21 protein-coding genes are annotated in these 22341 nt (G+C 42.5%); 12 read left to right on the forward strand and 9 right to left on the reverse strand.

Annotation, left to right across the window (positions count from 1 at the left end):
- Positions 1-21: 21 nt before the first annotated feature.
- From dcuC to GVO60_RS08315, 4 genes are all read right to left on the reverse strand, one after another.
- Positions 22-1389 (reverse strand): anaerobic C4-dicarboxylate transporter DcuC, encoded by a 1368-nt coding sequence (gene dcuC, locus GVO60_RS08300; protein WP_159652821.1) that lies wholly within the window; start codon positions 1387-1389, stop codon positions 22-24.
- 294 nt (positions 1390-1683) lie between these two features.
- On the reverse strand, positions 1684-2478 hold the full coding sequence (locus tag GVO60_RS08305) for an EAL domain-containing protein (RefSeq protein ID WP_159652823.1): 795 nt from the start codon (positions 2476-2478) through the stop codon (positions 1684-1686).
- Between the two features lie 151 nt (positions 2479-2629).
- Complete coding sequence (locus GVO60_RS08310; protein WP_159653296.1) at positions 2630-3418, reverse strand: lipase family protein; 789 nt, start codon at positions 3416-3418, stop codon at positions 2630-2632.
- 72 nt (positions 3419-3490) lie between these two features.
- Positions 3491-4126, reverse strand: coding sequence for a hypothetical protein (locus GVO60_RS08315; RefSeq protein ID WP_159652825.1), 636 nt, complete (start codon positions 4124-4126; stop codon positions 3491-3493).
- Between the two features lie 103 nt (positions 4127-4229).
- Here GVO60_RS08315 and GVO60_RS08320 point away from each other — a divergent pair, with 103 nt between their 5' ends.
- The 3 genes from GVO60_RS08320 (at position 4230) to GVO60_RS08330 (ending at position 5746) form a co-directional block, all read left to right on the forward strand.
- Entirely contained in the window at positions 4230-4478 is a 249-nt protein-coding gene (locus GVO60_RS08320; RefSeq protein ID WP_159652827.1) for a DUF2164 domain-containing protein, read from the forward strand.
- A 162-nt stretch (positions 4479-4640) separates the two neighbouring features.
- Positions 4641-5180: a cytochrome b gene (locus tag GVO60_RS08325; RefSeq protein WP_159652829.1), complete on the forward strand. Its 540-nt coding sequence runs from the start codon at positions 4641-4643 to the stop codon at positions 5178-5180.
- Entirely contained in the window at positions 5177-5746 is a 570-nt protein-coding gene (locus GVO60_RS08330) for a YceI family protein (protein WP_159652831.1), read from the forward strand. Before GVO60_RS08325 ends, GVO60_RS08330 begins: the two co-directional genes overlap by 4 nt.
- Before the next feature lie 113 nt (positions 5747-5859).
- Here the strand turns inward: GVO60_RS08330 and focA are convergent, their stop codons facing one another.
- The gene (focA, locus tag GVO60_RS08335) at positions 5860-7311 is read right to left on the reverse strand and encodes a formate transporter FocA (protein WP_159652833.1); all 1452 of its coding nucleotides are present in this window, start codon (positions 7309-7311) and stop codon (positions 5860-5862) included.
- Between the two features lie 239 nt (positions 7312-7550).
- Here focA and GVO60_RS08340 point away from each other — a divergent pair, with 239 nt between their 5' ends.
- Together GVO60_RS08340 and GVO60_RS08345 are read left to right on the forward strand one after the other, a co-directional pair.
- The gene (locus GVO60_RS08340) at positions 7551-8456 is read left to right on the forward strand and encodes a LysR substrate-binding domain-containing protein (protein WP_159652835.1); all 906 of its coding nucleotides are present in this window, start codon (positions 7551-7553) and stop codon (positions 8454-8456) included.
- A gap of 194 nt (positions 8457-8650) precedes the next feature.
- A complete protein-coding gene (locus GVO60_RS08345; protein ID WP_159652837.1) occupies positions 8651-9136 on the forward strand; it encodes a DUF1097 domain-containing protein in 486 nt (161 codons plus the stop codon).
- Between the two features lie 96 nt (positions 9137-9232).
- Here the strand turns inward: GVO60_RS08345 and GVO60_RS08350 are convergent, their stop codons facing one another.
- Entirely contained in the window at positions 9233-10861 is a 1629-nt protein-coding gene (locus GVO60_RS08350) for an ATP-dependent endonuclease (protein ID WP_159652839.1), read from the reverse strand.
- Between the two features lie 232 nt (positions 10862-11093).
- On the opposite strand from GVO60_RS08350, the gene GVO60_RS08355 reads away from it, so the two are divergent.
- The 4 genes from GVO60_RS08355 to GVO60_RS08370 all read left to right on the forward strand — a co-directional run bounded on the left by GVO60_RS08355 (position 11094) and on the right by GVO60_RS08370 (position 15542).
- Positions 11094-12845: a bifunctional metallophosphatase/5'-nucleotidase gene (locus tag GVO60_RS08355; protein ID WP_159652841.1), complete on the forward strand. Its 1752-nt coding sequence runs from the start codon at positions 11094-11096 to the stop codon at positions 12843-12845.
- Positions 12846-13292: 447 nt separating this feature from the next.
- Positions 13293-14252, forward strand: coding sequence for a TerC/Alx family metal homeostasis membrane protein (locus GVO60_RS08360; RefSeq protein ID WP_159652843.1), 960 nt, complete (start codon positions 13293-13295; stop codon positions 14250-14252).
- Between the two features lie 286 nt (positions 14253-14538).
- The gene (locus GVO60_RS08365) at positions 14539-14727 is read left to right on the forward strand and encodes a hypothetical protein (protein ID WP_159652845.1); all 189 of its coding nucleotides are present in this window, start codon (positions 14539-14541) and stop codon (positions 14725-14727) included.
- Between the two features lie 116 nt (positions 14728-14843).
- Positions 14844-15542: a DUF1223 domain-containing protein gene (locus tag GVO60_RS08370; RefSeq protein WP_159652847.1), complete on the forward strand. Its 699-nt coding sequence runs from the start codon at positions 14844-14846 to the stop codon at positions 15540-15542.
- A gap of 55 nt (positions 15543-15597) precedes the next feature.
- On the opposite strand, the gene GVO60_RS08375 is transcribed toward GVO60_RS08370, so the two are convergent.
- The gene (locus tag GVO60_RS08375) at positions 15598-16023 is read right to left on the reverse strand and encodes a DUF3010 family protein (protein WP_159652849.1); all 426 of its coding nucleotides are present in this window, start codon (positions 16021-16023) and stop codon (positions 15598-15600) included.
- A 156-nt stretch (positions 16024-16179) separates the two neighbouring features.
- Between GVO60_RS08375 and GVO60_RS08380 the strand changes: the two genes are divergently transcribed.
- Positions 16180-16947 (forward strand): class II glutamine amidotransferase, encoded by a 768-nt coding sequence (locus GVO60_RS08380; protein ID WP_159652851.1) that lies wholly within the window; start codon positions 16180-16182, stop codon positions 16945-16947.
- A gap of 46 nt (positions 16948-16993) precedes the next feature.
- Here GVO60_RS08380 and GVO60_RS08385 read toward each other — a convergent pair whose 3' ends face one another.
- Positions 16994-19072 carry a hypothetical protein gene (locus GVO60_RS08385; RefSeq protein ID WP_159652853.1) on the reverse strand — a complete coding sequence of 693 codons (2079 nt, stop codon included), beginning with the start codon at positions 19070-19072 and terminating at the stop codon, positions 16994-16996.
- Between the two features lie 307 nt (positions 19073-19379).
- Here GVO60_RS08385 and GVO60_RS08390 point away from each other — a divergent pair, with 307 nt between their 5' ends.
- Entirely contained in the window at positions 19380-20345 is a 966-nt protein-coding gene (locus GVO60_RS08390) for a questin oxidase family protein (protein WP_159652855.1), read from the forward strand.
- 67 nt (positions 20346-20412) lie between these two features.
- Here GVO60_RS08390 and GVO60_RS08395 read toward each other — a convergent pair whose 3' ends face one another.
- Positions 20413-20970 carry a PhnA domain-containing protein gene (locus GVO60_RS08395; protein WP_159652857.1) on the reverse strand — a complete coding sequence of 186 codons (558 nt, stop codon included), beginning with the start codon at positions 20968-20970 and terminating at the stop codon, positions 20413-20415.
- Positions 20971-21233: 263 nt separating this feature from the next.
- On the opposite strand from GVO60_RS08395, the gene GVO60_RS08400 reads away from it, so the two are divergent.
- On the forward strand, positions 21234-22316 hold the full coding sequence (locus tag GVO60_RS08400) for a site-2 protease family protein (protein WP_159652859.1): 1083 nt from the start codon (positions 21234-21236) through the stop codon (positions 22314-22316).
- Positions 22317-22341: the final 25 nt, after the last annotated feature.

Consider the following 22341-nt stretch of genomic DNA (forward strand, 5'->3'; position numbering starts at 1 on the left):
CGTTTTTATTTAGTCGGTAAGTTAAGCGGTCATTGGAACCAAAACAAGTGTACCGAAAATCACAGTTACCAAGCCACATAGCACTGGTACTGATGTACGTTTCACAACTTCAAACGGACTGATTTTACCCATACCAGAAGTCGCAACAACAACGCCAGATACTGGTGAAATCGTACGACCTAGGTTTGAAGCTTGGAGCATTGGAATGATTAAGAAGGCTGGGTTCAACCCCATTTTAGCTGCCAGTGATGGAGCGAGCTCAACGAACGCGTAGAAAGGAGCATTACCTGAACCTGTCGCGATTGCGGCTGCAACCGTCAAACCAGTTAGGATAAGCATCAAGGCAATACCACCAGCGCCTGCAGTTTCAGCAAGGTGCAACAAGTTGTCGATTGCGCCGATAGACATCAAGCCTTGTGCAAAAACGCCTGCAGCGACTAAAAGCATGACCACGCCTTTGAACGCGTCAGCCATTCCTTGGTAGCAAGATTCCAAGTCTTCCAGTGTCTCTTTACCTTTAAAGCGTTTAGTGACGAAGTCAATTATTGCGCCAAGGAAAATAGAAAGTACAACGATGGTGTAGATATCCAGTTTCAAGCCAGGAATGGTACGGCCGTTAAACAAGAATACGCCAACAATTGGTAGGAAAGGCAGTATCGCGTAATAAGCTGGGGCTTTCACTTCGATTTCAGAAATGTCTACGCGTTCCATTGGCGTATTTTCTTTCTTATCTAAGTACTTGTTCCAAAAGAATGCTGCGGCCGCCATAACAACGATTGCACATAGTGAAACTGGCAGAACAGTTTGTACTGCAAAGAGATCCAAATCCATCCCCGATTTTTCTGCAGCGATAACAACATCACCAGAGGTAGGAGACAGAATGATAGCCGCAGGAGAAGCACATACCGCAACTGCTGCTGGGCGAGAGATACCCATTGCAGTCATCATCGGGAATAACGTTGCCATTAGCAAAACACCTAGACCTGTCGCTGAGCTTACGGCTAAAGACATAAGACATGCAACGATATACGCTGCTACAAGAAGAGCGTATGGTGAAGTGATCACTGAGAGAGGTTTAGAAAACTGTTTAACAACAACATTATTCGCACCGATATGAGTCATATAAGAGGCGAAACCACACAGCAACATGATTTGCATACCTAAGCCGCCGCCACGGTATTGAAGCATGTATTTAACGTACTCTAATGAGTCGGTAAACATATTACCGGTAGATGCGACCTTTGCAGGTAGCACAGTGTGACCAAGAAGACCTGTAAGAATTAAAAGGACAAGACCGGCAGTTAAAAGAACACCTGCGGCTTTGTAGCCTTTAACAATAAAATAACCGACGGCAATAGTTACTGCCAAACCGAGTAAGAGCTCCAGCATAGAATTCACCCTATCATTATTGGATTTGTATAAAACTGTTTCAAACTATGAATAGGAATGTACAAAAAACTGGCTAGTAGCACGAGATCAACTTAATGTTCTGATGATCTAGAGCAATAAATTGATAATGTTATTAATTTTAGTGTTTAGTATTGTTTGTATGGCGTACTGTAGATGTTAATGAAATGAGTTTGCGGAACGTGAAAATTTTAACTCGATCAACCGCTTTTGGTGGAAAAGTTCACTAGAGAGTGCTTATGCAGTGGCGGATAGTCGATCGACAGAAAGAGCTGATTAGCCTACTTTAGTTGCTGAAAGGGAGGGTAAAGGCTCTGGCATTGCCAAATGAAAACCTTGATACATATCTATGTTTAGTTCTCTCATAAGAGATAGTTGCTCTTCTGTTTCTATACCCTCAACCACAGTCATCGCATCAACACTTTTGGCAACTTTAATGGAATCGAGCAAAGGTGTTTTATCGCCGTCGCAATAGCTAAGCAAGAGTGAACGATCAAGTTTTATTATGTGTGGGTTGATAGCTTGAACTCGTGCTTCATTGGAAGCGCAAACGCCATAATCATCAATGGCAACGTTAAAACCGTTTTCTTTTAACCGGGCCATAGCAATCTTTAAGTAATCTTCGTTGAGGCAATCGAGTTCAATTAGTTCCATGACGAGTTGGGAGCTCGTAAGGTTTAGATTACGTAGTCGACGAACCAATAAACCATTTTTTAGATCTTCGACGGCTAACATTTCACCAGCGATTGGTAAAACATTCAAAAATAACTTCTTAGAGCGATAATCTGACTGTGAGAAATTGCGAATATGTATAACTCGGCTAAGACGTTCGACGTTGATTTTGTTTGAGGTAGAAAAGGTGTCCGAACCGAAGAAAATATCAGGTCGTATGAGATTAGCGTCTGCGTCACGAATTCGAACAAGAGCTTCTACGCCCACAATTTTGTCATGGAGGTCAAAGATAGGTTGAAAAACACTCGACAGAACTAGGTCATTATATTTAGCAATGTAATGTTGCTTATCATTTATATCTAAACAGCGCTGGAATTGACTCTTAGTTGTGAGAATCATTTTTAAAAGGAGACCTCGGAGAATTAACGTTTCCGTATGAAATAGTGCAAACAGATGACATAATATTGACATGTCGATAAACCTGTCAATTACTTATTTTCATAAGTGAGGGCTAATATTAACTTCGTCAACGAATTAAAAGATTCCAAGTTCATCGCTCGTCAAAAAAGTCTTTGTTGCGAATGTATTTTGACATTAAGTGATACGAAAATGGACGCATTAGCCAAGATGCAACAGAGCGACTTAATCGAATCAGAGTTGGTGTGTTTTCATAAATCTTGCCGTTATACAGCCATAACAGCTTACCTACATGAAGATAGAGCCCTGGCAGCGGAGGTAGAAAAGTAACAATATCCAGATCACAGCAAATTCGATAAGTTTTGTGATTGAGTCGATAGTGTTTTGTCATTTTGAAACCACCAAAAGCTGGTTGGCCAAATGTCACAACACGCTTAATTGATTTCGGGTATTGTTTTTCTATTGTATCTGCCAATACGCAGGCAAGCGCGCCACCGGAGGAGTGCCCGGTAAACGTAATGCGTTTCCCTTCTTTTATATGTGGCTCAAGAACCGATAGGAGCTGTTCGTAAATTGAAGCACCTAACTTATCCTCTTTATGGTTAGGTCGACTTTCTTGGCAAATGAGTGATAAGTACCCTGCGTGTATTGGGTAGTCGAGCAGTAGAGAGTGGCAGGAGCGTTTCCATAACTTAAGATTGAAAAGCCAGTCAATGACATTGTGCGAACCTTTTATCACCACTACAACCTCGTCATGGTCATTGCGCCACAAAACTCGGATCATAGGTTTACCAAACCGATTATTGATGACTCGCTGCCCTTTAGGAGCAAATCCATATCGAGTCTGTTTTAAAACTGGTGAGTAGGCAAGATTGCAGAGAACAGCATAACGTTCATATTGATAGCGCTTGAGTTTTTTCATGGCACCATTAACTAAATCCATCATACTTAAAGTATTGCTGGTTTTAATTAATGTGTGATGACAATTTGAGGATTAGCTGAGTTGAATCACTGAATACAACTGAATGTATTTCCTCACGAGTTGTTTATCGGTCGACCGCTTTAATGGGTGGGTGAACTTAACGTAGTAGGGAGTTAAGTTAAAATGCTGTTCTAACGAGCGAGATAACTGAGATTCACTTTCATATAGGCTAATACCTTGAGTTCGGTATTCATCGATTTCATCTGGAAGTTGACCAGTCCACCAATGGAGAAGCTCTCTACTTTGCTTACTGCGCGTGATCCAGTGATCCGTAAGTAGTAAAAGCAGATCATTGGGCTGGACGGCAAAGCCATATTCTTCCTGCCACTGAGCGATGGTTTTAAATTGTTTGTTGCGGCAAGAACTGCCTGCGCTAACCAAATGCGAAGTTAAAATCCATACGGTGCCAATATCAGAACTCACGCGATAATGATGTGGGTTGTCGGAAGCTGGATTGCAGTCGAGTGCTTGGTAATCATAACTATGACCAAACTCATTGAGAGTACGCGAAATTCTGCGGGAAAAAGCCAATCCTAAATGATGTTCGCTCATGCCACGGTTGTGGATAGTCGGGTAGTGCTTCTCACACAGTTTCATGCAGTCTGCTTGAAACTCATTTACGCTTTGAATTAACACATCCAGCAACAAGATCGATCACTCCCTGACTTAGCAACAGTTGCACTACATTACCACGCACATGTTATGCTCAGTTACATTTATTATCGAAAAACTTAAAGGACGTGAATGGTTTATGTCTAAGATTGAATTTACATCACAACAAAAACAGGCGATGGCTGAATCTCTACAAACCTATTTGGAAGAAGAGCTAGACGTTGAAATTGGTCAATTTGATGCTGAATTTATGTTTGACTTTATCGTCGAGAAGCTCGGGCCAACCTTTTACAACAAGGGGTTAGAAGATGCTAAAGCGATTATGGAAAGAAAAATGATGGATATTGGTGATGAAATATACGAAATCGAACAAATTAGTGAGTTTTAATCTTTAATTTCAAGTTTGAAAAAGTTCCTTCAAAAATTTCGAACGACTTCATCAAGTTCAAATCGTTACCTTAATGTAAAGAATGGTAAATAATCTGTTTTACAAAAGAGGTATCGAATACTCTTAACGATAAAGATATTCATTTACAGCGGAAAACAAACGATGAAGTCGGAAGTAAAAAATTACAACCCAGTTGCTCGGATAATTCATTGGGTATCAGCGGTTGTTGTAATCGGCATGTTTGCTGTTGGGCTTTGGATGGTTGATCTCTCTTATTATAGTGAGTGGTACCGGACAGCACCTCACTGGCACAAATCAATAGGAATGCTGTTGGCATTACTAACGCTATTTCGGATTGTTTGGAAACATGTGACGCCGTCACCAAAAGTTGAAGGTAGTGCTATTGAAGTAACAGGTGCAAAAGTCGTTCATTTGGCTATGTACGTTGCATTGATCGCTCTATTTGTTTCTGGCTATTTGATCTCAACAGAAGATGGACGTGGAATTGATGTTTTCAACCTATTTACTGTACCAGGCGCTGGTGCATTGTTTGAAAACCAAGCCGACACGGCGGGTGTCATCCATTTCTATGCTGGTTGGGCATTAATTTTAATGGCAGCTGCGCATGCGCTTGCCGCATTGAAACATCACTTTATTAATAAAGACAACACGCTACGCAAAATGATAGGAGCTTCAAAATGAAAAAAAGGTTATTTGCTACCGGACTAGCTATGGCGATGGCATTGCCATTTGGTGCGAGCGCAGCGGACTATGTGATTGATACTAAAGGAGCACACGCTTCAATCAACTTTAAAGTCAGTCACTTAGGTTATAGTTTTACAAAAGGTCGCTTCAACACATTTGATGGTGAGTTTTCTTATGATCCAGCCAATGTTTCAGCATCAAAAGTAACAGTTAATGTTGATACGACAAGTCTTGACTCTAACCACGCTGAACGTGACAAGCATATTCGTAGTAGTGACTTCTTAGATGTGTCTAAGTATTCAACTGCAACATTCACAAGTACCAGTGTTGTCGACAAAGGTAACGGTAAGCTGGATGTTGTCGGTAACTTAAGTCTGCACGGTGTGACTAAACCAATTACGATTGATGCTGAATTTATTGGCGCAGGTCAAGACCCTTGGGGTGGTGAGCGTGCTGGTTTCAGCGGTACAACTCGCTTAGAGTTGGCGGATTTTGGTATCGCAGTTATGGGCGCATCAAGTTATGTTGATATGGAGCTATTCGTAGAAGGCATCCAGAAGTAACCCAATCATTATTTAAAATAAAAAGCCCTCTACCGAAGTAGAGGGCTTTTTTGGTCAAGCGACTTATTTCCCGACCAAATTCCTAGCGAACATCACGTTGTTATTTTTGTTTGTTACGCGCTTTCTAGTTCAAGTTCTTTCTCTACTAAGCTCACTCGCTCACCATAGACACGGCGTAGGGAAGCCAATACGTTTTGACGAGCCACCACACCAACAAACTTGCCGTTTTCAATCACTGGTAACACGTGCGGTTTGTTCACTTTGATACTCTTTGCGCGCTCTTCTAAAGATAAGGTGGTAAAGGTTGTTGCAATGCCCATGCTTGTTGTTGGGTAAAGCTGCTCTTTGTCGATACAAAGGAACTCGGCGACATCAACCAATTTATCGGTCGCGTCGATAGCAATCACATCGCGAGCCATTAAATCGACAACTTTTTGGCCTTGAGTTGGTAGGTAGTCTTGGCACCATAGGTCAACCATGACGTCATGTGCTGAAAAGAAACCAACCAGTCTGCCTTCAACATCCACGACAGGCGCGCTTACCATGTTGTTGTCCAGAAGAGTGTCGATTGCAGCAGGCGTGGTCATCTCTGCACTTAGAATGACTGGAGTTGGGTTCATGATATCTTTAACTAGGATGTTTGCGTTCATAGTGGTTTCCTTAACTGACGTAATGTTTGTGGTTGTAGTGATAGATGCAACTGATGCTGCTTTTAGTTGTGGTCTGCGGTAGATGCACCAGTTAGCTAGGCCAACTAAAACTGCACCGCCGACGATGTTACCTAGCGTGACCGGAATAAGGTTCGCTGTTACAAATTGGAAAATGTTTAAGTCTGCGTAGTGCGCGGACGTTGTGCCGACTTGTGACCAGAATGCGTCTGGTGCAAAGTTTTGGATAACAATGCCAAGTGGAACCATAAACATGTTTGCGACACAGTGTTCAAAGCCACTAGAGACGAACATTGCCACTGGCATAATGGTCATCGCTGCTTTAGTTAATGCATTGGCACTACTGAACGTTAACCAAATTGCTAAACAAACAAGCAGGTTACATAACACGCCTAGAGCAAACGCCTGAACAGGTGTGTGGTGCAGTTTATGCTGTGCGATGTTTAACGCATTTAATCCCCATTGACCGTGGTCCATTTGGTATAAACCCGCCGCAGAAACGATAAGTAGTAAGATCATTGCGCCGATGAAGTTGCCAACGTAGACCTTGCCCCAAATCGAAAGCATCTTGCCAAAGCTAATCTGCTTGTTTGCCCAAGAGATGCTCGACAACACTGAACTAGTAAATAGTTCGCCACCGCATATCACGATGAGAATTAAACCCATACTGAATGCTAAGCCACCAGCTAGTCTGCTTAACCCCCAACCGGTATCGGTGCTGCCTGTTGTGACTGTGATATAGAAAAGAAAGGCAAGTCCGATAAATGCACCAGCCATAATGGCTAAGCTTAATGTCATACCGCTGCTTTTCTTTGCTTTACTCAGGGCAAACTTTTCTGCCTCTGCCATCATTTCTACCGGTGAGAAATATTGGTTGTTGGTTTGTGCTTGTGTCATTGCCACTCCCCAGTGAAATACATAGTTACCTCCTAATGTTTGCAAGCAGTATTGCTGCGTTGCCAATTCAGATTAGGGATGTTGGGAGTAGAGGTAAAATTGATAATATTTAAAATCTTTATCAAATTTATTGATATAGCGTTGGGGCAAGGTAAAATGAAACGGCTTGCGTATTTATAAATAGTTTTACGTATAAACCTAATCAGGTTAAAGCCAAATAAATCAAGGATAGGAGCGTAATGCGTTACTCATTAAAACAATTGGCAGTATTTGACGCAGTGGCGAACACGGGTAGTGTCAGCCTCGCAGCCGACAAGCTCTCTTTAACGCAATCAGCGACCAGTATGTCGCTATCTCAACTCGAAAAAATGTTGGGTAGACCCTTATTTGAGCGCCAAGGGAAGCAAATGGCTCTTACTCATTGGGGGATGTGGCTCAGACCTAAAGCAAAGCGCTTACTTCAAGATGCACAACAGATTGAAATGGGCTTTTATGAGCAGCATTTGCTCAGTGGACATATCAAGCTCGGGGCGAGTCAAACACCTGCGGAGCACTTAGTTCCAGACCTTATCAGTATTATTGATAATTCATTTCCTGAGATGCGAATTTCCCTAAAAGTTAAGAGTACTGACAGCGTTATTCAAGGTGTATTGGACTACAAATATGATCTCGGGATCATAGAAGGGCGCTGCGATGACAACCGAATTCATCAAGAAGTGTGGTGTCGAGATCACTTAACGGTTGTCGCGGCTGCTCACCATCCATTTTCACAACAAGAAAAGGTCAGCCTAGCCCAACTTGAACAAGCTCGCTGGGTGTTAAGGGAGCACGGAAGTGGTACTCGCATGATTTTTGATAGCTCTATTCATCATTTAATTGAAGATCTGGATGTGTGGCGTGAATATGAACACGTTCCAGTTTTGCGCAGCATGGTAGAACACGGACAGTATCTAACTTGCCTTCCTTACCTCGACGTAGAGCGACATATTGAAAGTGGCCAATTGGTTGCGCTGAATGTGCCTGATCTCAACATGGAGCGAACTCTATCCTTTATTTGGCGCGCAGATATGATTGAAAACCCTCTCGTAGAGTGTATCAAACGCGAAGGTCTTAGAATGATGAAAGGCAAGCCGACGATTTTATAATCGTTTTTGTCTGATGAGCGCCTAATCTGGTATTACCTAATTCTGTTGAAATATCGATTGCATCACGTATTTATTGTTGTTTCTTTATTTTGTTACCTGAATAGTGTGATCTGCATATTAACTATCAGTATCAAATCTTCTTAATATGCCTACTTGTACTTTTGATGTGTCAAAAAACACACAACGAGGCCGTTATGAGCACACTAGTCGCAATTGCATTAACAACAGGAATTCTTTCTGGCTTATGGGGATGGATAGCCATTACATTGGGTCTACTCTCTTGGGCTGGATTTTTAGGGTGTACTAGTTACTTTGCGTCACCAAACAGCGGGCTGAAAGGTCTAAGCGAAAGTTTGATGACTAATATGACAGGTGTGTTTTGGGCGATGGTGATTATCCACGCTTCACAATTCGCGTCTCTTGAAATCTTGGGTTATATGATTACTGCGGTTGTTGCATTTTTCATGTGCGTACAAGCGAAACAACGTTTGCTTGCTTACATCCCAGGGACATTCATTGGTTGTTGTGCCACGTTTGCTGCTGATGGCAACTGGAAATTGGTTATCCCTTCGCTCATTTTGGGAGGCATTTTCGGTTACCTAATGAAGGCAAGCGGACTTTGGTTGCATCAGAAGTTCAACCAAACGCAGTCAAACTCGGAGCTTCAAACGAGAGCTTGATTGTGCTGCCACTATCAGCCTGATGATAATGGCAACCCCCGATTGATTTGTATCTAGTGATACGCGGCATTGATTGTAATAATCAATGCCGCTTTTTTATGTATTGCCATTCGCCATTGTGATGACACGTTTTAGCGTCCATCTAAGGAGGATCGGGATGCATTCAATACCGCGTTCTTCACAGTGAGACACGATGGCTAAGGCTAAATCAGGCTTAGCGAACTTCTTCAACACTTTCGCTACTACTTTTTTGGCCGGGATTGGGTGATCAAGCGGGATACGTACTTTCTCTTTGAAAAAGCTTTCAAAACCGTTGTTGTAAAGATAATGCTCTATGTCTCGGTCGGGCAGTTCCGTTAAGCGGTGGCGCTCCTGATCGTTACCGAGTTGAGCTTTTACCGCAGCGGCATATTTTTTACCCGCAGGATCGCCATCTGTTACAACATGCCAGTCAATACCAAATGCTTTTGCGACCTTGAGTAGAGACTTCAAGCCTGATTGAGCAAACTCGATAATTTGAACGCCTTCTGCTGCAAGGTTATAGCCACATTGGTTAGCAAGTTCGTTGAATAGCCATACTTCTGTTTCACCTTCTACCAAAAGCCAGCATCTCGCAAAGAGTGCGCCTGAACGATGAAAGCGAATATGAAAACCAATACGGCGCAGCTCGTCTCGGCTCAGGCCTTGGGCGGGTAGGTAAGTGGTAATGGTTTTGTCTGACTGTCGGACTAAACGGCGGATCGAGTGTAAAGGGACTTGGCCCAATAACTCGCCACTGTTGGTGGTCAGAATTTTTTGCATTGGCAATAATTGCAGTAAGCTCCATGCGCGTGCGAGGTGAGTTGGGTGTAAGCGGCCTTCAGGATCTTCAATGATCAATAGTGGGCGAGCACAGCGTCTAAGTTGATTGGGGCCTTTTGCTTGCAAATACGCATTTAATAAGCCCATAAACAGCAATCGAGTTTGTTTGTCATTCTCTTCAACGACTTGAGATAAGCTCTTATTGCTAGGAGAAGAGTTAAAGAATATCCCATCACGCTGCTTGCGTGGGTTTTTACGCGTATTGGATTTGAAGGAAAAATAGTGGTCAACTAGAACCCCCATCGAATTTAAACTACTGCGCATTTCCCCTTTGTTAACATGTCCTGGAACCGCCATGAGACGGCGACAAGTATTGTTGATTCTTTTTTCTATGCGGTTATTGCTGTCGCCGTTGAGAGTGATAGGGCGCTCAAACCTACGTGAATCTTTTAATCGAATCACAGGGTGCAGTGTCATCAATTCTTGGGCGAGTTTTTCAGAGTGATGAAGGGGCTTTGGGTTTCCCTGCTCGTCTAAGAAGGCGTACCGAGTATTGATATCATAACCGTCGCGGCTGGCACTCAAGCGATAAATGATTCGATTGGTTCCTTCCTCATCTTGAATCCATACTGGTTTGATTTTCCGATAACGGCCGGACTGCATTTCATTCTTATCAGTAGATACTAAGCTGAGAACAATCTGTAAATGTTGGCTTTGTGGGTGAGCAATAGAATAGTCGACGTGAAAATCAGTCATCTCAAATTGATAAGGGACACCTTCAGCTGGTAGGGCAACAGAAAGCGCATCGAGTAACGATGATTTGCCCCAAGTGTTTTCGCCTATCAAGGTTGTCAGCTCGTCGAAGGCGATCGATAAACGTTTAATACCTCGAAAACCTGATATTTCAATCCTTTCTAGCAGCATATAGTAACTCCAGATTCGCTACTTCAACTTTAAGCATAATAGAAAAGTTTCGAATAAGCAGAAGGTTACCTCACAAACTTAACTTTCAGCTGAATGACAGGAACAAACTTCAACATGACAAACATCAACTAAATAGATGTATAACAGATAGCTATTACAAGAAATTTGTGAATTTTAATGAATTTGTCACCTTGGATGCGTTAGGATGTAGCTGAAAAGAGAGAATGAAATTATGAAATATAAAAACAATAAGCCAGCAAGAATTAAGTTGGCGCACATTAATGACACGCACTCCTATTTTGAACCTACGTCACTGCAGTTTACGCTCAACATCGAAGGGCAAACACTCACGCCTTATGTCAGTGCTGGTGGCTTTGCTCGCATTGCTACCCGTAAAAAGCAACTGCTGCAACTCGCGCAAGAGAATGATCAAGCCTTCTTGCTTCTACACGCAGGCGATTGTTTCCAAGGCACTCTATACTTCTCGCTGTTCAAGGGAGAAGCAAACGCGACCATGCTTAATGCGTTATCGATTGATGCTATGGCGCTAGGCAACCATGAGTTGGATATGGGCAACTTACCCGTTGCACAGTTTGCAAAACAGATCGAGTTTCCATTGCTTGCGGGGAATTGGGATTTATCGAACGAAGATATCAATAAAACTTGTCGATTAAGTGATAACGACTTAGTAAAAGCCTTTAATTCCGATGCAAAAACAGCTAGCTGGATCATCAAATATGCCCAAAATGAGCCGATTGCTATTTTTTCGCTCGCATTAGACAAAATGGCTGATATTTCCAACCCGGATATAGATACTCCATTTGTTAATGCAATCGACACCGCAAGAGCAACAGTTTCCGCTATTCGCGCTCAAGGTATCAACAAAATCATTCTGTTGAGCCACATGGGCTACGATGCTGATCTTGATATGGCTGAAAGAGTCGACGGCATTGGGCTTATCGTCGGCGGTCATAGTCATCGACTCCAAGGGGACTTTTCTAATCTGGGGTTGAAAGCCGATGATCCATATGGGATTAAGATCAACGGAACTCACGTTGTTCAATCCGGCTATCACTCTTTAAGTATGGGCCACTGTGACATTGAATTTGATGCGTCAGGCGAAGTGGTTGAGTTTCACGGTAAAAACGAGTTATTACTTGGCCGTCGCGTCTTTATTGATGCAAGTATGAGCGAAACCGGAGAAAGCGATAATTATAAGCTTGCCCGTAGTTATATTGACCAGCACGAAAATGTTTGGGTATGCAAGAAAGATCAACAAGTGCAACAGCTACTTATGGACAAGTACACCTGTCAGGTAAGAGCATTACAACGTCACGTTATTGCAACTGCGAATCACTCTCTGCGCCATATCCGCGTACCTGATGAAATCGGGCCGAGCCAACTCGCGCCGCTGGTCGCTGAATCATTCGCTTATATGATGACTCAGCAAGGTTTTGAAGTGGAGTTTGCGATTCACAACGCTGGTGGAGTACGCACATCTCTTAACGCCGGGAATATCTCTGTGGCAGATATTGCCGGAAAACTGCTACCGTTTGCCGTTCCGATCGGTGTTTATGAGCTGAAAGGCAAAGACATTGCCGCTACCCTCGAGGGGGCGATAGATAATGCGTTGAACAATGGTGTTGAAGGTACAGGTGATGGCTCTTATCCATACGCGTATAACTTAAGCTTTGATTACGATTTCGAATCCGCTAAAGGTAGCCGCATTAAAAACTTAAGTATCTTCCGCCCTAGTAATGGTTGGCAACCTATTGATCCCGAACGATTTTATAAAGGCACATCTTCAGCGTATACCATGAAAGGTAAAGAAGGGTATGAGGCCATTTGCCGTATGAAAGGCGAGGGAGTTGTGACAACCGAATCAATGGCTGATTGCTTTATTGCATTGCTCAAACAGCACCCTGAAACCATTAACCGTGGCCTGAATACCACCAGCCAAGTTGGTTGGCACAAAGGTTGCTGATTTTTCCACGATAATCCTATTAGCGATGACTTGGGGGAGTTATGTGGAAAGATTGGATTGATGTTGCCGTCGTTGTCAGTTGGATTGGTGTTTGGAGTGCACTGGTTTATTTTGTCCCAATGACGGGTGTTTGATGACCATAATCATCAACAAGTAAAAAGGAGCAATTATTTGCTCCTTTTTAGATTTTTTCAGTAGACGTTACGCCAAGACAGGAATACAATCCGCGCTGTTTGGGGAGTAGTCGCCTCTGGTTTACTTATCGTCATCTCGTTAGACGTCGTTCTATCCGGTAAGTATAAGTGGTGCTTCTGATTATCAGAGCCATCATTTCGACGAGACCAACGTAATCAAAGATTCCATATAGCCTTTTTGCTGTGTGGGTTGTTTTGTTTGCGGTGGGATCGTCTATCAATTCTCTTCGATCCCTCCGCCTTTGGAGGAAACATGACCCCTTCTACCTATCTTGGCTTCGGTGTTCTAACGCTTGCAATGGTTGCGTTAGATATTTGGCAAACTCGTGGCGGTAATGTCACCATTAAAAAAGCGGCAGTGTGGAGCGTATTTTGGTTCCTATTGGCGTTTCTGTTTGCTGGCAGTATCTATCTGTTTTGGGATTTTTACGCGCCGGGAAGTTCATATAGCGCCGAGAAAGCAACAGTATCATTCCTAACGGGTTATCTGCTTGAAAAATCTCTTAGCGTAGACAACCTATTTGTATTTGCGATCATCTTCCATCAGTACATGGTTCCAGAGCATCTGCGTCCACGAGCTCTACTGTGGGGTGTTATTGGTGCGTTGATATTACGCGGGATTATGATTGCGGTTGGCGCGCAGTTGCTGGCTGAGTACCATTGGTTACTCTATGTGTTTGCATTGTTCTTAATTTGGACTGGTATCCAACTCGCTCGCGATAAAGGCGAAGACGAAATCAATCCATTACCAGAAAAACTGATTAGAAAGTTTGCCAATGTGACAGATGATTTTCGCGGAAATGCTTTAACGGTTGTAGAGAAGGGTAAAAGACTTCTTACGCCAATGGCAATCGTGATTGGCGTGATTGCGTTCATGGATGTGATGTTTGCGCTTGATTCAATTCCGGCAATTTTTGCGGTTACAAGAGAGCCATTCTTAGTATTAGCAGCGAACGTGTTCGCGTTGCTTGGCCTACGATCTTTGTACTTCGTTTTGCAGGGAATGATGGATAAGTTTATCTACCTTAAACCAGCACTTTCATTCATTATGATATTCATCGGTATTAAGATGATGCTGGTGGGTTCGGCATGGGAGATTCCAACACCAGTTTCACTCATGGTGTTGTTAGTCACTATGACTGTTGCTGTTATTGCATCAATTCTGAAAAAGAGAAAAGATGTTGAGCATGTGCCTTTAACCACTGGTAAATAAACTAATTAGCTTTGTAATAGTTATCCGCTTTGAATAGGAAATATGTGTAAAATATTTGTGATCTCAAAGCGGGTTTTACGAAAGTGATTTTTGATATATGCAAAATTCATGGATAACCATGCGTTAAACTTCCGGTTGATTGAATAAAGTGAAAAATGAATTGTTATTGATTTGTTTTATTAGAAAAACTAATTTGAATTTAGAAAAATAGTCATTTTTTGCGCATTAAATTATTGCCTATTATTGCCTCAACGAAACGAATTAAACGATTTATAGAGAGGCAATCATGGCACAAGCAATGCAGATCAGCACTATCAACGCTCCTATCTCTATGGACAAAAAAACCTACACGGTTTCTTTCAAAGGATTGATTGCACACTTATTAGATATTCTTTTCACAGATAACGCTCCGCGTTCTTACTACGCGAACGATTTGTCTGGTCACATGCAAAAGGATATCGGTCTTTACCGCTAAGGAAATAGACCTAATCGTATAAAGCGCTAGCAGAAATGCTGGCGCTTTTTTTATGCCTGTGAAATAGAATTGCCACCGATACGGTCACTCTGTTTAGTTAAGTATTGGAGCTGGGTATGAACTCATTATTAGCTATTTCGGTGGCATCACTACTCTCGAGTGGCCAAATCTGGACACATGAAGGTCCGCCTGCACAGGTCATTGAACTGTTTACATCTGAAGGGTGTTCAAGCTGTCCACCTGCTGATAGGTTTCTATCAAAATTTGAGCACAAAGATTCGCTATGGAAAGAGATCATTCCGATTGCTTATCACGTTGATTATTGGGATCACTTAGGCTGGAGCGATAAGTTTGCCAAGCCCGAGTATACGCAGCTACAAAGACTGTACTACGCGTACGATCTGGTCGGCAGTATTTATACGCCTGGTTTTGTCGTGGATGGTAAAGAGTGGCGAGGTTTCTTCAACTGGATGAATCGTGATTTGCCCACAAGAGAACTCAAAAGTGCAGAGAAACTACAATTGGTTCGCAAAGGTAATCATTTTCAATTGAAATTCGATAAACAAGGTAATTTCGATGCAACGTTAATCTTTCTCTCCAACAATCGATTCTCGAAAATCCGAAACGGCGAAAATAGAGGAAGATCGTTAGAACACGACTTTATCGCAATGGAAAGATTACAAGCGCGATCGGGAAATGGAAATTGGCAGTTTGATCTACAAACGGACCTGGAAGATATCGATGCCGTTGTCGCTTGGGTAACCAAACCGGGAAGTTTTGAAAGAATTCAGACCGTCGCAGGTATGATTGAATAACATCCAAACTAAAAAGAGCCTGTTGAAAGGCTCTTTTTAGTTATTCGAATACGAATTATCGTTTCATTGCACAGGCATATGCTGTTGTGAATGCTTGCTCTTGGTACTGTTTCAATCCAGTGTCTTTGAATTGAATCGCTAATGGATTTCTCTTTAGGCTTTCTTTGATATCGTTTGGAGAGACAACTGTTACGTCTAATCGGTCAATCAATTGAATCGCAGCTTCAAGTTTAAAACCAACACCGCCACCAGTAAATTTACCTTTAGTTTGGCGCTGACGAATAACTACTTTGTCGACTTTGTAGTCTTCCATTAACTTATCAAAAGAGAACTGGAATTTTTTCACTTCTTCGGTTGAATTCGCATCCGCAATGCTTACTTTTCCAACACGGCAATCTGGAAGATGGATAACACCTTCAGAGTTAGAAAGAAGACAAATAACCGCGTCGTTACCTTTAAGTTCTACACCACAAATTTTCATATTATTACCTGACTTTGTTTGAACTCGCATTATAGCAGTAGCATCCACGGGTTGTTTAGGTATTTATCGGTTCTTCTTTGTCTGTTGAACACTTGCTTAAATCCTGAGCTGATGTTTTATTAATAAGTATCACAATAACGACAGGGAGAAAGTCAAATGTGCCGATGGTTAGCGTACCAAGGTGAGCCTATATACATTGATGAGCTTGTTTATGAGCCTGAACATTCTTTGGTTCACCAAAGTATTGAAGCGAGAAAGGCCGTGACCAGAGTAAACGCAGACGGATTTGGTTTAGGTTGGTACACAGAGCGTGACACTCCCGGACAATTTCATGAAGTACTCCCAGCATGGGGGGATGAAAATCTTCGATCACTCGCTCATCATATTCGTTCACACCGTTTTATGGCGCATGTTCGTTCATCGACAGGCACGCAGGTTTCCCGCTCAAATTGTCATCCATTCGTTATAGAAAACTGGATGTTTCTTCATAATGGACAGATCGGTGAATTTGAAAAAGTGAGGTTCGAATTGGAGCGTCAGTTACCGGAGTCCTTGTACCTGCAACGGAGAGGAACAACAGACAGTGAACTGATCTTTCTTCTCGCAATGGCCAATGGTTTGAAAGACGACCCTGTCACTGCTTTGAATAAAACGATCTGTTTGATTGTTTCGAGTCTTAAGGCGAAAGAAATTGAGGATCCTTTCAAAGCATCGATCTGCGTGTCAGACGGTAAGGCTTTTTGGGTTGTTAGATATAGCTCGGATAGTGAACCACCGACCATATTTATCAAACAAGACAAACAGCGCACGGTTCTGGCATCAGAGCCTCTAGAAAGTTGTCCTGAGTGGAAGAAAGTACCGCCACAAAGCATTACTGAGATAAAAGGTAATCAACAACAAGTATTTGTTATTGAAGATAGCTAAAACAAGAATCGCCAGTTTTGTAATTTAAAAACTGGCGATGAATGAGTTATTGATTGGTTTCCCAGCGTTCAACGAGGAGTTCGGCAAGATCTTTAGAACGTAGCATTAAGTTTTCTCGCGAGAGAGTCAGCGTCGAGAGCACTTCAACTACCATAGCGTCATCTGCCTTTGTCATAACGGCGAACTGAATGAAGTCTTCATTTCTTAAGGATGGCGTATCACGAAGTTCTTCTGGAATAGGGATATAAACCGAGGTGAATGCGCGATCCTTCTCCACATAAGGACGAAGTTGCCAATCAGTGGTAAAGGGCTCTATGTCTGGTGCGTCTATTTCCACCTGAATATTTTCAAGAAACTTCAGAGCAACCATGGTGGGTTTAGCTGAGCCATTCGCATCAGAGTTAATATCTCGTACCCAATACCAAGTTTTACTGCTAAACCAATTGTTTTCCGGAGTGATCATTCGGTTTTGTGGATTGCGAAGCCAAATACCTGGGTTGTTATTCTCGCCTAACCCGATTAGAAATTGATTGCTTCGTCTGAAATTAAGATCGTAAGTCTCTTTATGAGAGAGTCTTAAATCGTTGAAAAGTAGATTGTAGTTATAACCACATGCCCAAGAATTGTCTGCATTGGCTTCACACAATTCGCTATCATCAATAAATTGATAGGCAGCAAAAAGATCGCTTGCGTCCATTGAGTTTGTCATAGGGAAGTAGTGATACTCGCTCCCCTTAATAATGTCACTGAGTGCGTAATGACCGTGGATAAATTGGTCATTCCTAACGCGCCAGTAGTCTACTATTCGATGGGCTAGATCTTGATCACTAAATGCAATCACAGGATTTCTAGTTGAAAGGTTATAAGCAAGCCAGTGTTGCGCAGCATCTTCAACAATTAAAAGTGCAATTCTAGGCGCTTTCGAACCCTCTGGTGGGTCGATATGCAGCACATTTGAGCCGTTATCCTCAATCAACCATGTGGCAGTGGTGTCTGGGGTAGCGTCATAAAACTCTATATCAACTTGATTGCCTTCGTCGGCAAAATTAAGTGTGATTAACTCCAATTCGCCAATAGTGGAAGGCTGTAGCAATTTTATTGTTTGAGATCGCAATTGATCGTCTTGGATCGCTAATCCCATATCTGGCGACATTTCTTTATGTGTCCACGCTTGTAATTTCTTTGAGGATTCATCATAAGCTATGGATAGGTGGTGAGATAAGTAGATGAATTGTAGTTTAGTCTCTGGTTCTGAATTTGTAGCAGCTAAGGTGAGTTGATTGTTTGAGGTTGAGTAGGAGCGCTCAATCGAGTCGGTCCAACTACCTGATACATTCGTGCCATCGAATGTCGCCGTTTTCATGGAACCATCATTAACAATATTGGATATTTGAAACTCTCCATTTTGCTCTAGGTAATCAGCAAGCGAGCTAACCATGAGTTCATCGCTGGTCACACTTCCATCAGGTAACTGCCTTAAAGTTCTTTTGTTGAGTTCAACGATATCCAATTCATTAGATAATGTATCTGCTTTGTCTTTGAAAGCAGCCATCTTGGCTTGAAGCTCTAAAGGGGCTGTTTGAGCTAGCGTAGACGAGAAATCTTTGGTGATCGATCTTGCAATCAGATGGGCGATTGCGGCATCAATGCTGTCTGAACGTTTATCAACGAAATCTAATGTGAGCACTTGAGGGGCTAAGTTGAGTCGGTTAGCTAAACCTTCAATTGTTTGACCGGACAAATGAGCAATGGTGGTGAAAGGGTTAATTGTCTTAATGCCCGCAGGAGCAATCATTTGATAAGATTTACTTGAAGGTGCCAAATGATCAGAATCTTTCGTTTCACCAGCAAAGATATTGGCAATCAGCGGGTATTTAAGATCCGATGTCGGTAAGTCAATTCTACCGAATGCATCTGTTTTAGTGTCGATAAACTCATTAGGGCTGCATTTGTTATCTAAATTGCGGTCAACGCAAACACTCGCATTTTCAAGGTAACCGTCAACGACATTGACGGTAGTGAAGGGAGGTGCAGGAGACTGAGGAGTGTCAGAGCTTGACCCTCCGCCGCCACAGGCAACTAACTGAGCTGCAGATAAACAAACTAACGCTGATTTCTTAAGCATGCATTCATCCTGATCGTAATTTTATAAAACATGTGGTTACTGGTTGAATAACATACATAAATCAAATGAAGCACGAAAGTGATGTGTATCAAGTTTTAATCTAGAATCATTCTCATTCATAAAAATAAGCAGCAAAATTGTGAGAGAACGCAAGCTGTCACTCACTAAATGTAGAGTAATAACTCAGCGGAGGAAGTGGGTTATTAATGTGACTACTCTCTCAAAAATCTTCCAATTGGCGTGACCTAAACTTAACTTAAGGTCTTAGCATCGCTCTCAACCCATCACAATAAAATGAGATAAACGAATGTTGGCAGAGATTATAACGAGAGCGCATAACTACGGTATTGAAACCAAGCAAAATGGCAACACAAACCACTTACCGATGGCGCTAATCGCGTTGGAAAAGCTAGGAGCAAACAGAACGCAATTGGAGGCCTATTACGCCAATTATGCGCCAAGCCTAATTGCTCGCGAGTCAAATAAACCAAGCTCAATGAGGGATTGGAAGCAAGAGCTAGGTAACAAGAGTGCATTTGACCGATACCTCGCCTATTTTATGCAAGAGGTAGAACGCGAAGGAATAGAGGCAATACTTAAACATCACTTAGATTATTTAATGAAAGGCTGTGGCGCATCGGCATTTCATGCATTAATACGTTTGAGTTACGGTATTCAAGTCAACAATCGTGCTGAAGTAGCGTTTGGGCTTGCTGATCTTGCTAGCAACTATTTTCCTGTTGAATTACCCACGCGAAGCGAACTCGGCTTTGGCCAAATAGTCGAAAATGCACTCACAGAATTTGATGGTGTAGAGAGAAAGGGATCATTAATTTCTTCACGTATGATGTCGGTGATCCAACATGATGTATTCAGTAAAGTGAACCTAACGCCAGAGTCATTGGTGCTAGAAGAATTAGCTGAGCTTGTCGCAGAACTCTACCTGCAGAGCCGAGACTTTACAGTATTACATGCAGTGACCAGCTGTCATGCTATGCGCTACATTACGCCATATCTCAATCAACCAACCCAGTCTTTGCGTTATTACTGGACAGCGGTAATTGCGGCTATTCTCTCGGTCGATAACCTTAGGTTAAGCGTTCAAGCAAATAATCCGCTTAAACCATTATCGGATCTCGATCTTAACGTTGTATTAGCCAGTGATGACAGTCATGTGATTAAACTGGTTTGGAGCTGTGTAGATGAATACCGTCACTACGGATTAGAAAGTCATTTGCAGATCTTAAATACAATGCTAGAAGGGACTAAGTGATGAATTCAAAAACAACAAAGGCGCTCTATTGAGCGCCTTTGTTTTATCTGTCGAGAGTAATTTTAGATTACTTCTTACGGCAGTATTCTGCGATAACGTACATAGATTGGCCGCCGTTCGCTTTACCAGAAACAAGCTTAGGATCGTCACCGATGCTGATACCGCGGATAACCGTACCTTGCTTGATTACTTGGTTGGTGCCTTTAACTGGTAAGTCTTTGATTACCGTTACGTCGTCACCTTTCTTAAGTTCAACGCCGTTGCAATCGAATGGTTTGTCATCTGCTGACATGCCAGTCATTGCCCAGTTCATTTGCTCTTCTTCCATGTACATCATGTCTAGTGCATCTTGTGCCCAGCTTTCAGTATTTAAGCGAGTTAGTTGGCGCCACGCAGTGACTTGTACTGCTGGAACTTGGCTCCACATGCTGTCGTTTAGACAACGCCAGTGGTTGATGTCTTTTGGCTCTTCGATTTCAGCCAGACACTTATCACAAACCATGATGCCGTAATCCACTGTCACATGGCTGTGCGGAGGAACTGCGTATGCCGTAAGTGGCGCGTCAGCAGCACATAATTCACATTTTGATTGGCAGCGTTCTAGCATTGTAGCTTCAGAAGACATAATGGACTCACATAGTTAGGGTGTTAAATAAGGCGGCTATTATGCACTTTATCCACCGAAAAGAAAGGGGTATCCGGTAACGCAAAGGTTTTACAATCCGAATCTGACAAAAGTCTTACGTTTGTTAATCGTAAGGTAACATCTAGAATTATTTCAACAACCTATAGCGCGTGACATTGTCACATGATGATGACTTTCTTTACCTTATTAGTCACTCTAGGCATAATCACATCCGTTGTTATAGCAAATTAATAGGTTTTAACTTGGAATTACTTTCGATCGACTTTCTTGGTAAGCCACTTAGGCTGGAAGGTTCAATGGCTGGGTGGCAGCAATTGTTTTGGGATAATCAGATTGTATCTCAAATGAATGCTGATTCTGAAAGAGGTCGCGATAGCGTTCATGAGTTTCGTCTGCTGTCAGGAGAAAAGGAGCTGCACTGTAAACTTGAAGTCTCATTAGAATGGCAGCCCTTTAATGTAGCGTATCGAGCGACTCTAAATGACGAGCTTGTTGGTGAGGGAAGCCGAGATACCAAAGATATAGAAAGGCAAGTTCCTTATAATCCACCAAAGCCTGAGCGAAGATTCAGCCTTGTTGGTTTAGTGTCACTTGGGTTTAAAGCGCTTAAAAGTGCCAAATTGATCAAAGTTGTATTGGCTTCGGCAAGTCTAGCGGCTTATTCATGGCTGTTTTCGTTTCAATTCGCGCTCGCACTATTGGCATGTTTAGTGTTCCACGAGTACGGCCATGTGAGAGCAATGAAGTATTTTGGTATGAAGACAAAGGGCATCTATCTGGTTCCTTTTTTAGGTGGTTTGGCGCTGAGCGATGAAAAGATAAACACGCGTTGGCAAGATGTCGTTATTTCTATCATGGGGCCGATGTTTGGCTTTATTCTGTCGCTGATATTGATGGTTGTGTATTGGGTGACTGGCGAGATGTTCTTTGCTGGTCTTGCGGTATTCAACGCATTTCTAAACCTATTTAACTTGTTGCCAATACTTCCATTAGATGGCGGTCATGTACTGAAAAGCATCAGCTTTTCAATGAACAGCCTAGCGGGCATCGTGCTTTGTAGCGCTGCAGCTTTAGGTGGTGTCGTCCTGAGTTACTCGCTGGGGCTAACATTATTTGGCTTTTTGTTGATTATGGGCACGCTAGAAATCGTTATTGAGTGGCGAACAAGACATCACAGCCACCTATTGCCATTAGACCGTTATGGGCAAATAGTGGCGGCGCTTTGGTACTTCGCGCTGGTTGCTGGCTTGATTGGTATTATTTGGTACTTTGCAGGCACAGGGGATCAACTGCTGCAACTACCACTGCTGATTCTAGGTACATAGATTAAAGGGAGCTGAGGCTCCCTTA

It is taken from the genome of Vibrio atypicus (assembly GCF_009811315.1).
Lineage (GTDB): Bacteria > Pseudomonadota > Gammaproteobacteria > Enterobacterales > Vibrionaceae > Vibrio > Vibrio atypicus.

What these genes read in the sequence shown, in the direction of transcription:
- dcuC (WP_159652821.1), bottom strand. Translation starts at nt 1,389, where the DNA reads ATGCTGGAGCTCTTACTCGGTTTGGCAGTAACTATTGCCGTCGGTTAT.
- GVO60_RS08305 (WP_159652823.1), bottom strand. Translation starts at nt 2,478, where the DNA reads ATGATTCTCACAACTAAGAGTCAATTCCAGCGCTGTTTAGATATAAAT.
- GVO60_RS08310 (WP_159653296.1), bottom strand. Translation starts at nt 3,418, where the DNA reads ATGAAAAAACTCAAGCGCTATCAATATGAACGTTATGCTGTTCTCTGC.
- GVO60_RS08320 (WP_159652827.1), top strand. Translation starts at nt 4,230, where the DNA reads ATGTCTAAGATTGAATTTACATCACAACAAAAACAGGCGATGGCTGAA.
- GVO60_RS08325 (WP_159652829.1), top strand. Translation starts at nt 4,641, where the DNA reads ATGAAGTCGGAAGTAAAAAATTACAACCCAGTTGCTCGGATAATTCAT.
- GVO60_RS08330 (WP_159652831.1), top strand. Translation starts at nt 5,177, where the DNA reads ATGAAAAAAAGGTTATTTGCTACCGGACTAGCTATGGCGATGGCATTG.
- focA (WP_159652833.1), bottom strand. Translation starts at nt 7,311, where the DNA reads ATGACACAAGCACAAACCAACAACCAATATTTCTCACCGGTAGAAATG.
- GVO60_RS08340 (WP_159652835.1), top strand. Translation starts at nt 7,551, where the DNA reads ATGCGTTACTCATTAAAACAATTGGCAGTATTTGACGCAGTGGCGAAC.
- GVO60_RS08345 (WP_159652837.1), top strand. Translation starts at nt 8,651, where the DNA reads ATGAGCACACTAGTCGCAATTGCATTAACAACAGGAATTCTTTCTGGC.
- GVO60_RS08350 (WP_159652839.1), bottom strand. Translation starts at nt 10,861, where the DNA reads ATGCTGCTAGAAAGGATTGAAATATCAGGTTTTCGAGGTATTAAACGT.
- GVO60_RS08355 (WP_159652841.1), top strand. Translation starts at nt 11,094, where the DNA reads ATGAAATATAAAAACAATAAGCCAGCAAGAATTAAGTTGGCGCACATT.
- GVO60_RS08360 (WP_159652843.1), top strand. Translation starts at nt 13,293, where the DNA reads ATGACCCCTTCTACCTATCTTGGCTTCGGTGTTCTAACGCTTGCAATG.
- GVO60_RS08365 (WP_159652845.1), top strand. Translation starts at nt 14,539, where the DNA reads ATGGCACAAGCAATGCAGATCAGCACTATCAACGCTCCTATCTCTATG.
- GVO60_RS08370 (WP_159652847.1), top strand. Translation starts at nt 14,844, where the DNA reads ATGAACTCATTATTAGCTATTTCGGTGGCATCACTACTCTCGAGTGGC.
- GVO60_RS08375 (WP_159652849.1), bottom strand. Translation starts at nt 16,023, where the DNA reads ATGAAAATTTGTGGTGTAGAACTTAAAGGTAACGACGCGGTTATTTGT.
- GVO60_RS08380 (WP_159652851.1), top strand. Translation starts at nt 16,180, where the DNA reads ATGTGCCGATGGTTAGCGTACCAAGGTGAGCCTATATACATTGATGAG.
- GVO60_RS08385 (WP_159652853.1), bottom strand. Translation starts at nt 19,072, where the DNA reads ATGCTTAAGAAATCAGCGTTAGTTTGTTTATCTGCAGCTCAGTTAGTT.
- GVO60_RS08390 (WP_159652855.1), top strand. Translation starts at nt 19,380, where the DNA reads ATGTTGGCAGAGATTATAACGAGAGCGCATAACTACGGTATTGAAACC.
- GVO60_RS08395 (WP_159652857.1), bottom strand. Translation starts at nt 20,970, where the DNA reads ATGTCTTCTGAAGCTACAATGCTAGAACGCTGCCAATCAAAATGTGAA.